Annotated in this window: 11 protein-coding genes; 6 read left to right on the forward strand and 5 right to left on the reverse strand. The window is 70.2% G+C overall.

All coding sequences use genetic code 11. The features are described from left to right. Window positions 1-30: 30 nt before the first annotated feature. The 4 genes from LCL87_RS24685 to LCL87_RS24700 all read right to left on the reverse strand — a co-directional run bounded on the left by LCL87_RS24685 (window position 31) and on the right by LCL87_RS24700 (window position 9,701). Window positions 31-990: a hypothetical protein gene (locus LCL87_RS24685; RefSeq protein WP_225024093.1), complete on the reverse strand. Its 960-nt coding sequence runs from the start codon at window positions 988-990 to the stop codon at window positions 31-33. Between the two features lie 156 nt (window positions 991-1,146). Next, window positions 1,147-4,362: an arabinosyltransferase domain-containing protein gene (locus tag LCL87_RS24690; protein WP_225024094.1), complete on the reverse strand. Its 3,216-nt coding sequence runs from the start codon at window positions 4,360-4,362 to the stop codon at window positions 1,147-1,149. Window positions 4,363-4,540: 178 nt separating this feature from the next. Continuing rightward, on the reverse strand, window positions 4,541-7,864 hold the full coding sequence (locus LCL87_RS24695) for an arabinosyltransferase domain-containing protein (RefSeq protein WP_225024095.1): 3,324 nt from the start codon (window positions 7,862-7,864) through the stop codon (window positions 4,541-4,543). Window positions 7,865-7,892: 28 nt separating this feature from the next. Beyond that, entirely contained in the window at window positions 7,893-9,701 is a 1,809-nt protein-coding gene (locus tag LCL87_RS24700) for a glycosyl transferase (RefSeq protein WP_225024096.1), read from the reverse strand. A 252-nt stretch (window positions 9,702-9,953) separates the two neighbouring features. Here LCL87_RS24700 and LCL87_RS24705 point away from each other — a divergent pair, with 252 nt between their 5' ends. Together LCL87_RS24705 and LCL87_RS24710 are read left to right on the forward strand one after the other, a co-directional pair. Further along, window positions 9,954-10,412 carry an SRPBCC family protein gene (locus LCL87_RS24705; protein WP_225024097.1) on the forward strand — a complete coding sequence of 153 codons (459 nt, stop codon included), beginning with the start codon at window positions 9,954-9,956 and terminating at the stop codon, window positions 10,410-10,412. Beyond that, window positions 10,399-10,734, forward strand: coding sequence for an ArsR/SmtB family transcription factor (locus tag LCL87_RS24710; protein ID WP_225024098.1), 336 nt, complete (start codon window positions 10,399-10,401; stop codon window positions 10,732-10,734). The genes LCL87_RS24705 and LCL87_RS24710 overlap by 14 nt, the downstream gene beginning before the upstream one ends. Here LCL87_RS24710 and LCL87_RS24715 read toward each other — a convergent pair. Continuing rightward, window positions 10,700-10,981 carry a helix-turn-helix domain-containing protein gene (locus LCL87_RS24715; RefSeq protein ID WP_225024099.1) on the reverse strand — a complete coding sequence of 94 codons (282 nt, stop codon included), beginning with the start codon at window positions 10,979-10,981 and terminating at the stop codon, window positions 10,700-10,702. The genes LCL87_RS24710 and LCL87_RS24715 overlap by 35 nt on opposite strands. Before the next feature lie 49 nt (window positions 10,982-11,030). Between LCL87_RS24715 and map the strand changes: the two genes are divergently transcribed. From map to LCL87_RS24735, 4 genes are read left to right on the forward strand one after another with little or no spacing between them, the layout of a single operon-like run. After that, window positions 11,031-11,801, forward strand: a complete 771-nt coding sequence (gene map, locus LCL87_RS24720; RefSeq protein ID WP_225024100.1) for a type I methionyl aminopeptidase — start codon at window positions 11,031-11,033, stop codon at window positions 11,799-11,801. Between the two features lie 9 nt (window positions 11,802-11,810). After that, entirely contained in the window at window positions 11,811-14,618 is a 2,808-nt protein-coding gene (locus LCL87_RS24725) for an FAD-binding and (Fe-S)-binding domain-containing protein (RefSeq protein ID WP_225024101.1), read from the forward strand. 14 nt (window positions 14,619-14,632) lie between these two features. Next, window positions 14,633-14,815, forward strand: coding sequence for a hypothetical protein (locus LCL87_RS24730; protein ID WP_127918675.1), 183 nt, complete (start codon window positions 14,633-14,635; stop codon window positions 14,813-14,815). Window positions 14,816-14,820: 5 nt separating this feature from the next. Beyond that, window positions 14,821-15,315, forward strand: a complete 495-nt coding sequence (locus LCL87_RS24735) for a hypothetical protein (protein WP_225024102.1) — start codon at window positions 14,821-14,823, stop codon at window positions 15,313-15,315. Window positions 15,316-15,746 lie beyond the last annotated feature (431 nt).

Here is a 15,746-nt window from a genome sequence, read left to right on the forward strand (position 1 = left end):
TCCTCTCGTGTGGCCGAATGTCACATGCGTTCAGTCCAACTGAACGCATGTGACATTCGGCCGTTCACGTTCGAGGCCCTGCTCGTACGCACTGACGAGGTCGGCGATCACTGTCCGAGGGTCGCGTCGGATCTGCTTCGGCAGGGTGGCTACCACGATGATTCCGTGGCGCTGCATCCTCGCGCGGCGTAGGAGTGTCGCCTCGTGCGCCTGGGCGGTGAAGTGGTGCTTCAAGGAGTCGATTTCCCAGGCGACCGCGACGTCGTCGATCCACCCGTCCGGGCGAGCGATCCATTCCCCGTCCGCGGCGACGATGTCCTTGTTGTGGCGCATCCGCGGTAATGCCGTTGTCGCATACAGCTTCTGCGCCTCGACCTCGGCGACGGAGTGTGCGTCGTCCGACAGTTCACGCACGACACGGCGCGGTAGGGCGCTGCCGCGACAGCTGCCGTTGTCGAGTTCCTCGGCGAGGTCGGCGACCTCGACGTCGCCGCGTTGAACTGCCCCGACCAGCAGTGCGCGGCACGAGTCGGGTCGCGACGTACGCCGGGCCGCGTCGAGCAGACTCCGGGAGATCGGTGCGATTCGCAGTGAGCCCTTCGGGATGGGTGTGGGCATGCGCCATGTCCGCTCGACGGTGACGAACGAGAAATCCCTGCGGTGTTTGGTCGACGGGACGAGAAGGAGCACGTCGCCTTTACTCGCAGAGTGGTCGTAGCCGTGGATTCCCAGCGCTGCATGACCGGACAGGACTGCCGATGGGCCGCCGTAGACGAGGGCAGCCGTATTGCGCTGCAGCGTGCTGAGCGGAGCGTTTTGCAGCGCAACGACTCCGGGCAGCACCCGCTGCCACGGTCCACCCTGCCGGCACCGCCCGGAGATCGTCCCGCGCGCGACGCCGGCGTCGAGCAGCGCCTGGGTGCGCACGATCCCGTTGGTGCCCAGCTCGAACAGCCCGGCCGGATCGTCTGCCCATGCTCCGCGTCTCATCCCGTCATGCTCGCCGCCCTGGAGCGGGTTTCGACGGGCTCACCCGGATCTGTGGATAGCCGCGACGGTTATCCACAACCCCCCGAACGGCCGAATGTCACATGCGTTCAGTCCAACTGAACGCATGTGACATTCGGCCAAACAGGCCAAACGGGTTTACGGCTCGTACACCCTCATGGTGCCCGGCGACCAGAGGCCGGAGCGGGTGACCTGCTGGGTCTCGACGGTGACGGGCTGGGCATTGGGGTAGTGCCGGTCGTACCGTTCGAGCGAGCCCCAGTCCCGGCCCCAGTCGTGGTTCAGGTAGGTCGGGATGGCGGTGGCGCTGGCGAGCATCTCGGTCCAGCCGAGCGGGCCGCCGTTCTCGAGGGACTGCCAGGTGTCGGTGGAGCTGACCGCGAGGGGCCGGTCCGGCAGGATCCGGTACTCGGGCATCTCGGCGACGCCGTTGAGGTGGTCGAACGGGCGCTGGCACGGGAACTGCAGTCCGACGGCCCAGTCCAGCAGGACGGGCTGCTGGGTGCCGACGACGGTACCGAGCGACTCGAGCTTCGGCACGCGCGGCGGCGTGAAGGCGAGCCACTGGTCGCCGGTGAGGTTCGGGTCGCTGGCGCTGATCCGCACGACGTCGGTGTCGGCGGGCAGTTCGTCGAGCGGGACGCGCAGGTTCCGCCACGACGGGGCGGGGCCGATGTCGCGGGGCACGTAGGTGCCCTGGATGTCGACGGTGCCGTCGGCCTGCCGCTTGCCGTATTCGACGACGAGGGCCTGGCCGTAGTTGGTCTGTCCGCTGATCTGGTCGACGGAGAAGATGCGGCCGGCGGCCGACAGCACGATGAGCGGCGCGTCGTCGCTGCGTTCGGGCAGCTGGTACCAGCTGGAGACGACCGAGGCCGACTGCTGGATGCCGTCCTGGTAGCTGCCGAGGACGGGGGTGCGGGCCGGGTCGAGCCCGAACGGCAGTTTGACGGTGCTGCCGTTGATGCCGAGCGCGCCGACGCCGCCGGTGGTGCCGGAGCCGGAGCCGGTCTCGAAGCTGGGCCCGATGCTCTGGCTGTCGGTGTTGCCCATGCCGGCCTTGACCTCGACGAAGTCGGCGGTCAGGTCGTCGGGCACACCGTTGGGGGTGAAGCCGACGGGCTTGCTGCCGCCGAGGGGGTCGTTCGGGTCGGCGAGCGGGTTGGCGGGGTCGGCGATCGGGGTGAGGGCGCCCGCGTTGGGGTTCGATTCGACGAGCACGTCGTCGGCGAGACCGCACGACCTGCCGGCGAGTGCCTCGACGTTGGAGCGGCCCAGCGAGTACGCCGGGTACTGCGACACGGCGCCCTTGAGCATCGACAGGACCTCGAACAGCACCATGGCGCCGGCGATGACGGTGAGCGGTGCGGCCGCGAACTTGCGGATCCGTCGGCCCTTGGCGGTGCCGGGCTTCTCCGGTGGCGGCGCATAGCCCTCACGCAGGTACTGCCAGGCGACGAGCGCGACGGACAGGCCGAACAGCGCCAGGAACAGGGTGCTGGATTCGCGGCCGCTCATCTGGACGGTCTTGTCGAACCACGGCACGCCGTAGCTGGAGACGTACCAGTAGCCGTTGATGCCGGAGAACGACAGCGCCAGCACGAACAGCAGTCCGGCGAGGAACATCGTGCGGTTGCGGCGGGAGCGCAGCGCGCTCGCGGACACGACGACGGCGGTCAGCGCGGCCAGGGAGCCGGCGATGCCCGCATAGGCCCCGAAGTGGTGGGTCCACTTCGTGGGGTTGAACATCATGAAGAACATCGTTCCGAAGACGATGCCCATCAGACGCCACGACGGTCCGGCCGCGACGCCGGGGATCCGCTTGCGGCGCAGGAACACGAACAGCACCGTGAACAGGCACAGCAGCATCGTCAGGAAGGCGAAGCGGCGGGCCAGCGAGCCGTCGGTGGTCTGGACGAACAGGAAGTAGTAGCGCTGGTAGTCCTGGAACCACTCGAGGTTCGGGCCGATGATGGTGCGGACGCGGGTGGCCTCCATGACGGCCGCCCACGTCTGGTCGGCGAACACGGCGACCAGCACCAGCGTGCCCGCCGCGGCGAGCGGCAGCAGCTGCGAGAAGGTGCCGACCTCGCGGCGGCGCCGGACGATGAGCCGGGTGATGGGGCGCAGGCCGGCCAGCAGGGCGGCGATACACATCAGACCGGTCGGGGCGGCGGCGAGCGTGAACGCGCCGATGAGGGCGGCGATCGCGGCGGGCAGCAGACGTCGGGTCGCGATGGCGCGTTCGATCGAGCACCACGTCAGCAGCGCGCCGACGGCGACGATCGGTTCGGGGCGCAGGCCGTTGTTGTAGGGCAGCCAGAACGCGAGGAAGACCAGTCCACCGGTCCACAGGGCGACCCGGTTGTGGCGCACCGCGCGGCCCAGGCGCGGCAGCACCTCGCGGCTGATGACCATCCAGCACAGGATCGCGGCGAGTAGCGCGGGCAGGCGCATCCACGGGCTCGCGGTGGAGATCTTCGCCATGAGGGCGAGGACGTCGTAGTACCAGCCGAACGGCGCCTCGGGGACGCCGAACCAGCGGAAGTAGTTGGCCATGTAGCCCGAGTGCTCGGACGCGCGGGCCATCGTGAGCAGGTAGCCGTCGTCGGCGGTGTTGGCGCCGAAGAAGTGCCAGCCGACGAGGGTGCCGACGACGACGCCGTCGACCGCGGTGACCTTCCACCAGCGGGCCGGCAGGAAGCGGCGGGCCCGGCGGCCGTCCGCGCCGTCGAGGCGGTGCAGCGCGACCAGCGAGATCAGGGTGGCGAGGATCGCGCCGATCATCGCGATCAGCTTGACCGGCGTCGGGCTCGACGAGAACCGGGAGTCGATGTCCATCGAGAACTGCAGACCGGGGACGGTCTTGCCGGCGAGGTCGGTGAAGATACCGACGACCTGCGGCCGGTAGTCGAACATCATCTCGCCGACGAGGGGCTTGCCGTCGTCGTCGGTGAGGCCGACGAACTCGGCGGTGGTGCCGTTCACGTCGGATGCGATCGAGATCTCGGTGCAGCCGGATTCGACGTCGTCGCGCGACGCGGTGGCGATGACGACGTTCCGGTTGAGGACGTCGACGGACTCGCTGGACACGCGCACGAACATCGCGTTGACGGGCGCGTCCTCGCCCTGGGGCGGCGCGGTGGCGAGCAGGATGCCGCCGGCGTCGGGCATCTCGGCGACGGCCCGGCAGGGGATCGTCGCGGACAGCGACGTCGGCACCTGCGACATCAGCGGCGCCTCCACGTTGGCGGCGACGCCGTTCTCGGGCCACGACACGCTCGCCGCGGTCTGGGTGACCGGCAGGAACGGTGTCGCGAGCGCCAGCAGCAGGCCGATCAGGCCGGTGACCATTGCGATCAGCCGAGCGTTGCGGAGGTCCGCTTTTCGGGGTCGGGAAGCCGGCGGTACGTCGCCGGCTTCGGGTCCGGGCGCGGGAACTGTCACAACGTCGGGCACGGTGATCGATCGTAGGCGAGATGCTTTCGTTATCCGAACGAGGTCACCGGCTCTCAGTTACTTCACAGGCTGGTCAGGCGGGTGGCGTCTCCCGGATCGGGCCGGGTGACCACAGCCCGGAGCGGGTGACCTGCTCGACGTCGACCTGCGCGGGCTGCGCCGATTCGACGATCGGGGTGAATCGTTCGAGGGAACCCCAGTCCCGCCGCCAGTCGCCGTCCAGGTAGGTCGGGATGGTCTCGGCGTTCAGCAGCAGCGACGTCCAGCCGAGCGGTCCGCCGCCGATCGCGTCCTGCCACGCGTTGGTCGCCTGGGCGCCCACGCGGTCGGGCAGGATGCGGTACTCGGGGACCTCGGCGACGCCGTCCTTGTGGTCGAACGGACGCTGGCACGGGAAGGCCAGGCCCACCGACCAGTCGAGCAGCACCGGCGCGCTGCTGCCGACCACGGTCTGCAGGGTCTGCATGTGCGGCACGCGCGGCGGGGTGACGGCGAGCCACTGGTCCGGCGCGAGCCCGGTGTCGGACGCGACGAGCCGGACGGCGTTCGCGCCGGCAGGCAGCTGGTCGAGCGGCACCCGCAGGTTCCGCCACGACGGTGCGGGCCCGATGTCGATGGGTGCGATGCGGCCGAGGGCCTCGACGCTGCCGTCGGCCTGCCGCGTGCCGTATTCGACGTCGAGGAGCTGGCCGTCGGTGACGATGCCGTCGGGGTCGACGGAGTGGATGCGTCCGGCGGCCGCGATCGTGAGGATCGGGGCGTCGTCGCTGCGGTCGGGGAGGCCGTACCAGCCGGTGACCAGTTCGGAGGTTTCCTGCGCGCCGGACTGGTAGCTGCCGAGTACCGGGGTGGTGGACGGCGACAGCCCGAACGGCAGCGACACCGAGCTGCCGTTGACGCCGGTGGACGCCTCGGTGCCGCCGCCCGTGCCGGCCCCGGTTCCGGTGGTGGTCTGGCCCGAATCGGAGTCGGCGTCGACGGAGTTGGCGCCGCCGGTCGCGACGGCCTCCTTGTCGGCGGTCAGGTCGCGGGCGACGCCGTTCGCGGTGAAGCCGGTCGACTCGGTCGCGCCGAACGCGCCGGCGCCCGCGAGGTCGGTCGGCTGGTCCAGTAGCCGCAGCACGGAGGCGTTCGTGTCGTCCTCGACGAGGACGTAGTCGGCGAGCGCGCACGAGTTGCCGGTCGCCGAACGCAGGTTCGCGTGCGCGATCGAGTACGACGGGTACTGCGCGACGGCGCCCTTGAGGAGCGAGAGCACCTCGAACAGCACGACGGCGGCCGCGGCCAGTGTCAGCGGTGCGGGTGACCAGCGGCGGATACGGGCGAGCCGACCGTTGCCGTTGGGCGCGGTGTCCGTGGCGTCCTTCGCATTCTTGGCCCGCTCGTAGGGCTCGCGAATGTGGTACCAGGCGGCGAGCAGCAGCGTGAGCACGGTCAGCCCGAGCAGCGCGGTGGCGAAACTCTTGCCGCCGATGGACGGCGGCTTGTCCCACCAGGGGACGCCGAAGCTGGACACGTACCACCAGCCGTTGGGCCCGGTGAACGACATCGTGAGGATGAACAGCACCGCCGCGGCGAACAGTGTGCGGTTGCGCTTGGAGCGCAGGCTGGCGCCGGCGACGGCGACGGCTGCGAGGGCGGCGACGGATCCGGCCAGGCCCGCGTACACGCCGAAGTGGTGGGTCCACTTCGTCGGGGTGAAGCTCATCAGCAGCAGTGACGCGAAGATGATGCCGAGGATGCGGCGGGACGGCCCGGTCGCGGTGCCGGGGATCTTTCCGCCGCGGCGCAGCAGCATCAGGATGCACACGATCAGGCACAGCAGCATCGCGAAGACCGCGAAGCGGCGGGCCAGCGAGCCGTCGGGCGAGATGTTGAGCAGCGCGTCCCAGCGCACCCGCTCGTCGAACCAGGCGACGTTGGGGCCGACGGCGGTGCGCACCCGCGTCGCCTCGAGCACCGAGGCGAGGGTCTGGTCGGCGAACACGGCGACCAGCACGACGGTGCCGGACGCGAGGATCGGCGCGATCTGGCCGAAGACGCCGACCTTCGGGGCGCGCCGGACCGCGATCTGCACGATCGACCGGGCGCCGGCGATCAGCGCGGCGATCGCGATCAGCCCGGACGGTCCGGCGGCGAGGGAGAACGCGGCGATCAGCACCGCGACGGCGGCGGGCAGCATTCGTCCGGTCGCGATCGCGCGTTCGATCGAGCACCAGGTGAGCAGCGCGCCGAGCGCGATGATCGGTTCGGGGCGCAGGCCGTTGTCGAACGGCAGCCAGAACGCCAGGAACACCAGACCCGCGGTCCACATCGCGACGGTGTTGCGGCGGACCATCCGGCCGAGGCGGGGGATCACCTCGCGGCTGATGATCATCCAGCAGAGGATGCCGGCGATCAGCGCGGGCAGGCGCATCCACATGCTGGCGGTGCTCACCTTCGTGAACAGCACGAGCACGTCGTAGTACCAGCCGAAGGGCGCCTCGGGGACACCGAACCAGCGGAAGTAGTTCGCCATGTAGCCGGCGTGCTCGGAGACGCGGGCCATGTTGAGCAGGTAGCCGTCGTCGGACGTGTTGGCGCCGATGACGTGCCACACCAGCAGGCCGCCGATCACGACCGCGTCGATGCCAGTGAATCGCCACCAGCGGGCGGGCAGGAAGCGGCGGGTGCGGCGGCCGTCGACGCCGTCGAGGCGGTGCAGTGCGACCAGCGAGACGATCGTGGCGAGCACCGCGCCGATCATCGCGACCAGCTTGATCAGGGTGGGGCTCGACGAGAACCGGGAGTCGAGGTCGGCGCGGACGTCGAGACCGGCGGGCGGGGTGCCCTTCAGGTCGGTGAAGACGCCCACCATCTGCGGGCGGACGTCGCCGTCGACGACGGTCGCCTCCTGGTCGGGGAGGCCGGCGACCGCGGCGGTGGTGCCCTGCGGGTCGGACGTGACGACGATCTCGGTGCAGCCCTGCAGGTCGTCGACGGGCACCGAGAGCAGTGCGGTGTCGCGCAGGATCGCCCGCAGCCGGGCGGGTTCACCGTTCGACGCGGCGTCCACCTTGATCACGAGGCCGTCGGCCTCGACGCGCCCGGCGGACGTCGGTGCCGTCGCGACGAGTGCGCCGCCGTTCTCCGTCAGCTGCCCGACGGCGCTGCACGGGATGCTCACGTTCAGCTGCTGCGGCGTGTAGGAGACGAGCGGCGCCTCGACGCTGGTGAGGCTGCCGTTCTGGGGCCAGCTGATCGATGCCGCGTCCTGCTGGACGGGCAGGAACGGGGTGGCGATCGCGAGGATCGCGCCGAGTAGGCCGGTGACGATCGCGACGAGGCGGGCGGTTCGAACCCCGCGCGCCTTGGCGCTCGAGTCGACCTGGGCGGGGGCTGTCACGTCGTCTGGCACGAGACTCGACTCTAGGTGAGCGCGCGGGTCACGTCAGATTCCGCACGTCCCACAGCCAGACGCCGTCCACCCAGCGGCCGTCGACGCCGAGGAGCCGTTCGATGGTGGTGTGCAACGCCTGCTGGTTCTTCCCCGGCGGCAGCACCACGACGTCGGCGTTCCAGAACCGCAGGTCGGCGAGTGCGGTGGCGCGGGTGGCATCGTCGATCGCCGGCACCGAGCCGGTGCCCTGCGTCTTGGCGAGCAGCAGCGCGGTGGGGCGGTCGTCGGGGCCGTACTTGCCCTTGTCCTCGGGGCCGGCGGGGCCGACGAAGTAGCCGCCCGCGATCGGATAGCCGAATCTCTGCCCCACCTGCCACTGCAGCGCCTTGGCGTCCTCGGGCCGGGGGAGGGGGACGGTGACGACGGATCCGTCGGACACGTAGGAGCGCCAGGTGCCGTCGGCGAAGAACGCCGGCACCGGGGCGCGGTGCGCGACCTCGAGCGGGGCCGGGGCGAGCGGCAGCAGCGAGACGGCGAGCCAGCCCAGCCACAACAGGGTGGTGGAGCGCTGGCCGACGCGTCCGGCCGCGATGGCCCGGTCGGTGCCGAGCGCGAGGAGGATCGCGATGGCGGGGATGCAGCCCATCGCGAAGCGGGACTCGAGGACCGATTCGAGCAGCGGCAGCTTCGCGAACAGCGTCCACGGCAGCGTGATCCCGGTGTCGGTGTGCGCGACGGTCAGTTCCACGCCGAGCGAGAGGACACCCATCACCGCGACGGTCGCGGCGGCGGCGCGGGCCATCGGCACGCGCCACAGCCAGATCGCGGTCATCGCGACGAGCAGCAGCAGCGGCCAGCCGAAGAATGCGTTCTCCTCGGTGGCGTTCATCGACAGGCCGACCGCGGAGCCGGGATCACCGGCGAGGGACTGGGTGGGGAAGCGGGTGAAGGCGTTGACGTCGTTGCCGACCGGGCCGTGCTCGATCGAGTGGTAGCTCTGCGGACCGAGGAACTGCCACCACAGCGGGAGCGCGACGATCGCGAGTGCGACGCCGCCGGCGACGCACAGACCCTTGAAGCCGCGCTTGGCCGCGGCGATCGCCGCGCCGGGGTGCGATGCGCCGTAGGCGATCCCGAAGACCACGAACGCCATCGAATAGATCAGCAGCGGCTCTTCGCCGAGGAAGATCTGGTACGCGACCGCGAGTCCGAGCAGCACGCCGTTGCGGATCGGGCGTTCGCCGCTCGCGAGTCGGATGACCAGCAGCGCGATGAACGGCAGCAGGAACAGCGCCACGAAGTTGGGGTGGCCGTTGGTGTGCGAGATCATCGCTGGCGCGAAGCCGCAGAAGACGCCGCCCACCGCTGCCGCGAACCGGGACTGCACGACGCGCCGCGACAGCACCCAGTACCAGGCGGTCGCGGTCCCGGCGAGGCCGAGCGTGAGCGCGAGCGTGAATGTCACGGTGGGGCCGAAGATCAGCGTGATCGGCGCCAGCGGGACGCTGACGCCGAACATTGCGGTGTTGGCCATCAGGTTCACGCCGAGCGGGTAGTTCTGCAGCGTGCTCGAAAGCGGATTCTCGAAGTTCGCGAGGGAGTGCGCGGTGACCGCGAAGAACCACTCCCACATCGTCTGGTCCTGGCCGCTGCGGACCAGGTAGCCGTCGCCGAGGTGTTTCCACTGGCGTCCGAGCACGAACACTGCCAGCGCGAGGAACGATGCCGCGGCGACGAAGTCGGTCGGTGTGATCCGGATCCGTCGGGCCCGGGTGGCGACCGACTGCGTCGTTGTGGTCGCCGGCGTCGCCGTGGACGACGTGGTCCCGTCTGACAGTTCCAGAATTTCGCTCACATCGCCCCTTCCGCGTTGCTGGACGGCGGGGCGTGGCGCCGCGCAGCCGTCGGTTGGCCGGAGGCGAGAATACCGCAGCTAGCTGGGTCCTACCTGTGAGAAGCGGTGGGCCCCGGGGGCGTAACGGGCATAGGGGACGACGTGGTCGGCGTTCTCGCGACGCCGGAGAGACTGCAACCAGGGGGTTGCGAATAGGGGTAGTTGGTGCAAGTCTGGGGTTGCAGGTATTACCGAACCGGAGGGATGGAACCGATGGAACCGATGGACGTGATGGACCGAATCGAACGGACGATAGAGATCGACGCCCCGGCGGCGCGGGTGTGGAAGCTCGTCAGCGAACCCGGCTGGTACATCAACGGCGAGCAGATCGTGGAGCACCGGATCGAACGTCGCGGCGAGCTGGACGTCGTGCACGATCCCGTACACGGCGAGTTCGCCTTCGCGACCGTGCAACTGGACGAACCCCGCTACGCGGCCTTCCGCTGGCTCGCCGATTCCGGTGTCGCCGACGGCCCGTCGACGCTCGTGGAGTTCACGATCGTGGAGACGTCGCCCGGCAGGGTCGCGCTGACGGTGGTCGAGACGGGCTTTGCATCGCTGCCGGGCACCGAACTGGAGCGCCGCGAGAAGTACGACGGCAACGTGGCGGGCTGGGCGATCGAGATGGCGCTCGCGAAGGGTCACCTGGAGGCCGTGGATGCCGTCGGGTGAAACCCCCACTGCTCCCGTGGTGTTCGCGGCGCTCGCCGATGACACCCGCTGGGACATCCTGCTGCGCCTCGGGCGGTCCCCGGCGTCGGCGTCGGCGCTGGCGCGGGAACTCCCCGTGTCGCGGCAGGCGATCGCGAAGCACCTCGCGGTGCTGCAGGAGGTCGGCCTGGTCACCCCCCAGCGCGACGGACGTGAGGTGCGGTTCGTGGCGGTCGGTGCGCGGCTGAGCGAGGCGGCCGCTCAGCTCGAGCGGATCGCGTCCGGCTGGGATCGTCGCCTCGCGCGGATCAAGATGCGCGCCGAGGCGCCCGATCCGGACTGACCGCGGCGGGGTCGAGGGCGGCGGTGATGTCGTCGAGGGAGAGGTCGAGGACGCGCGCGACGGCGGCGATCGTGAAGAACGCCGGCGTCGCGATGCGTCCGGTCTCGATCTTGCGGAGGGTCTCGGTGGAGATCCCCGCCTCGAGTGCGACCTGCACCATGCTCGTCTCGCCTCGGGCGGATCGCAGCAGGTCACCGAGCCGCCGGCCCCGTTCGAGTTCCTCCGCCGTCAACGGCTCGCGCACCATGATGCCTATAGTAATACCGGTATAGTTATTCGAACCGGAGGTGTGGGCAGTGGTCGAACTCAAGACCGAATCGGAGATCCAGGGCATGCGGGCGGCGGGTCGGGTCGTCGCCGACGCGCTCGCGGCAGCGCGTGAGCACGCGCGAGTGGGGGTGAGCCTGCGCGAACTCGACGCCGTCGCGACAGCCGTCATCGCCGATGCCGGCGCGGATCCGCTGTTTCTGAACTACCGCCCGGACTGGGCGCCGATCCCGTTCCCCGGAGCGATCTGTTCGTCCGTGAATGATGCTGTAGTGCATGGTATTCCGTCGGACTACCGGATTCGGGACGGCGATCTGGTGAGCATCGACGGCGGCGCGCGGCTCGGCGGCTGGTGTGGAGACTCGGCGATCAGCTTCGTTGTCGGTTCCGCGGATCCCGCCGACGAGGCGCTCGTCGCGGCCACGGACGAGGCCCTCCGCCGCGGGATCGCCGCCGCTCGGGTAGGGAATCGTCTCGGCGACATCGGTGCCGCGATCGGCGCCTACGCCCGGGGTCTCGGCTACGGAATGTTGGCCGACCACGGCGGTCACGGCATCGGCCGCGTCATGCACGAGAGCCCGGACGTACCCAACGAGGCCCGCGCCGGACGGGGCATGCGCCTGCGCGCCGGCCTGGTCCTCGCGATCGAACCGATGCTCATCGCCGACGGCTCCGACGACTACCGCCACGACGCCGACGGCTGGACGCTGCGTACCGTCACCGGTGCCCGTGCCGCGCACAGCGAGCACACCGTCGCGATCACCGACGACGGCCCGGTGGTGCTCACGGCACGGCACTAGGCTGCTCGTATGCCGGATTGGACGCCGATCTCCGACGCGCTGCGCCGCGTGGGAGTGCGGGACGTCCGCGACGACGGCACCACGCGGGCGATGTACTCGTCGGATGCGTCGCTGTACCGGGTGCCGCCCACGACGGTGGTGTTCCCGCGTGCGGTCGACGAGGTCGCGGCGGTGCTCGACGTCTGCCGTGCCGAGGGGGTGCCGATCACGGCGCGCGGCGCCGGGACCTCGGTAGCGGGTAACGCGGTCGGCCCGGGGGTGGTCCTCGATTTCAGCCGTCACCTGGGTCGGGTGCTCGCGGTCGATCCCGACGCGCGCACGGCCGTCGTCGAACCGGGTGTCGTACAGGCGGCGCTGCAGCGCGCGGCGGCCCCGCACGGGCTGCGGTTCGGCCCGGACCCGTCCACGCACAACCGCTGCACCATCGGCGGGATGATCGGCAACAACGCCTGCGGTGCACGCACTCTCGGCTACGGGCGCACGTCCGACAACGTCGCCGGCCTCGAGCTGCTCGCCGGGACGGGGGAGGCGCTGTCGCTGCCCGACGCCACCGACGTCCCGCTCCTGGACCGACTCCGCGACGTCACTCACGCCGAATTGGCCACGATCCGAACCGAATTCGGCCGCTTCGGTCGGCAGGCGTCGGGGTATTCGCTCGAGCACCTGCTGCCGGAGAACGGCTTCGACGTCCGGAAGTTCCTCGTCGGCAGCGAGGGCACGCTCGGGATCGTCACACAGGCCACCGTGAATCTGGTGCGGGATCCGGCGCACCGCGTGCTGGTCGCGCTCGGCTACGACGACATCGCGTCCGCCGGCGACGACGCCAACGCGGTCCTCGGGTTCCGGCCCACGGCGTGCGAGGGCATCGACTCGCGCCTGGTCGACGTCGTCCGGGAGCGACGCGGGCCCCAGGCGGTGCCGCCACTGCCGAACGGTGCGGCGTGGCTGTTCGTCGAGATCGCGGGCGACGAGCGTGACGAGGTGCTGGGCCGGGCGCGGGCCCTCGCGAACGGGTGCGGCGCGATCGACGCCCTCGTCGTCGACGACCCCGCCCGGGCGGCGGCGCTGTGGCGGATCCGGGAGGACGGTGCCGGCCTGGCCGGACGCAGCCCCGCGGGCAAGCCCGCCTACGCGGGCTGGGAGGACGCCGCGGTCCCGCCCGACCGGATGGGCCCCTACCTGCGCGACTTCGACGCCCTGCTCACCGACTTCGGCATCACCGGCCTGCCGTACGGCCATTTCGCCGACGGCTGCCTGCACATCCGCCTCGACCTGCCGATGGACCGGCCCGAGGCCGCCGCCGTCTTCCGACGCTTCCTCATCGCCGCTGCGGAACTCGTCGCGCGCTACGACGGGTCGCTGTCCGGCGAGCACGGCGACGGCCGGGCCCGCAGCGAACTGCTCCCGCTCATGTACTCGCCCGACGCGCTGCGCCTGTTCGGCGCCGTCAAGCACGTCTTCGACCCCGAAAACGTCCTCAACCCCGGTGTCCTCGTCGACCCGCGGCCGGTGGACGCCGACCTGCGCGTCCCGCAGACGACGCCGCTGCGAAAGAACCTGGCGCTCGCGTACCGCGACGACGACGGCGACTTCGCCCAGGCCGTGCACCGTTGCACGGGCGTCGGGAAGTGTCGTGCCGACACCACCGGCGCCGGCGGCGTCATGTGTCCCTCCTATCTGGCGACTCGAGAAGAGAAGGACTCGACGCGCGGACGGGCCCGCGTCCTGCAGGAGATGGTCAACGGCAGCCTCGTCGATCAGGGCTGGCGCTCGCCGGAGGTACACGACGCCCTCGACCTGTGCCTGTCCTGCAAGGGTTGCGCGTCCGACTGTCCCACGGGTGTCGACATGGCCTCCTACAAGGCGGAGGTCCTGCACCAGAGCTACCGGAAGCGGTTGCGTCCGGCCTCGCACTATTCACTCGGGTGGCTGCCGCGCTGGGCGGCGCTCGCCGGCCGCGCGCCCCGTCTGACCAACGCGGTGACCCGGCTTCCGGGTGTCGCACCGGCCGCGCTCACGCTCGGGGGAGCGGATCGACGACGCCACGTCCCGCAGTTCGCGCCCACGTCGTTCCGGCGCTGGTTCGCGTCGACTGCCACCCAGCGCCGCGCCACCGGCGACCCGGTCGTGCTGTTCGTCGACACCTTCACCGACCACTTCACGCCGGAGGTGGGCATCGCGACCGTCCGGGTCCTGGAGGACGCCGGATTCCGGCCGCGGCTCACCCCGAAGCGGCAGTGCTGCGGCCTCACGTGGATCACCACCGGCCAGCTGGACGCGGCCCGCCGCATCCTCGGCCGCACCGTGACCGCTCTTGTAAAAGAAGGAACGCCGATCGTCGGGATGGAGCCGTCGTGCACGGCGGTGCTGCGCGCCGACGCCGTCGACCTGCTCGGGACTCCGGAGGCCCGCGCTGTCGCCGAGTCCACGCGGACCCTCGCCGAACTGCTCGTCGACCGCGACGGCTGGGAACCGCCGGATCTGTCGGGCACGACCGTCGTCGCGCAGCCGCACTGCCACCACCACGCCGTGATGACGTGGGATGCGGACGCCGATCTGCTGCGCCGCGCGGGTGCGCGGGTGGAGCGTCTCGGCGGGTGCTGCGGACTCGCCGGCAACTTCGGTGTCGAGAGGGGGCACTACGACGTGTCCGTCGCGATCGCCGAGCACCAACTCCTGCCGGCCATCGCGCGGACGGACCCCGAGGCCGTCGTCCTGGCCGACGGCTACTCCTGCCGGACCCAGATCACAGATCTGGCGCGGAGAGAGGGCACTCACCTGGCCCAACTCCTGGCCGATCAGGGAAAACGCGACTGAGGCACAATCCAGGCATGCTCTCCACACCGGTCCTCGTCACGATCATCTCCGTCTGTATCGGGTTCGTGCTGTTCGTCCTGGCGGCGAGCGGTGCGCGGGGGAAGTGGGACAAGCGCCTGGTGATCGGTCTGCTGGTTGCGGCGGTGCTGTGTCTGACGGCAGTGCCCCTGTCCGTCGCGCTGAGTGCGGCGGTCTGACGCGGATGGGCGCCGGTAGTAATTGGCCCGCCGACTGGCCGACGACGGCCCGCCAGATCGCGATCGCCACCGACGATGCGATCTCCGCGGCGCGCGGCGGTTTGCGCGAGCAACTGGCCGACGTTCTCGACGACATGGTCGCGCTGCCGTTCGAGCAGGTGACGATCGTCCACGCCGGTGTCGTGCGAGCACTGCTGGAGGACCTGCATCCCGACGGCTTCTCCGGCGAGGACATCCAGGACGCGCTGACGCGGGTCGCCGGCTCGGCGATCAGTTGGCTGCCCGACCTCGACGTCACGGCCCTCGCCGCGGTCCTCACCGGAGCGCTCGGGCTCACCGAGATGAGTGACGACGCTCAGCGGATCGGCCAGTCCGGCTACCTCCGGAGCGCGGTGCTGGTGATGGCCGATCTGCTCGTTGCCGCCGACGTCACCGCGGACCGCTACATCCGCGCCGCGATCGGTGAGATCGCGCGGGCCGAGACCATCGAGATGCCCTGAACGGGCTCCTCGACGCTGAATCGTGGGTGAATCGTGCGCCCCAACGGTGCTGACCTGGCGATTTGGCAATCTCCGGCGGGTTCGCGTAACTTATTCCAGGTCAGAGCGACACGGACACCGACCCGGCCGCGACCTTTACAGGTCAGCGAGGGTAAACGAGGTTGTACGGGGAGCGCCTGGTAATCCGAGTGTGAAGCATCCTGTAGGGTTGTGGAGCGCCTTCGGGTGGCCGAGAAAGTGCCGGATTTGCTTCCGGAACTTGATCGGGTTAGGCTAGAACGGTTGCCCCAAAACAAGAAACTGCAAGGTTTCGAGTGATGGTGTGCGCGTGTTCTTTGAGAACTCAACAGTGTGTCGATGAATGTCAGTGCCAATTTTGGTACTCCACTTCACCTTTTTGGTGGGTGGGTATTTGCTGATTGTTCCATTCT

The organism is Prescottella equi (assembly GCF_020171745.1).
Classification (GTDB): Bacteria; Actinomycetota; Actinomycetes; order Mycobacteriales; family Mycobacteriaceae; genus Prescottella; species Prescottella equi_A.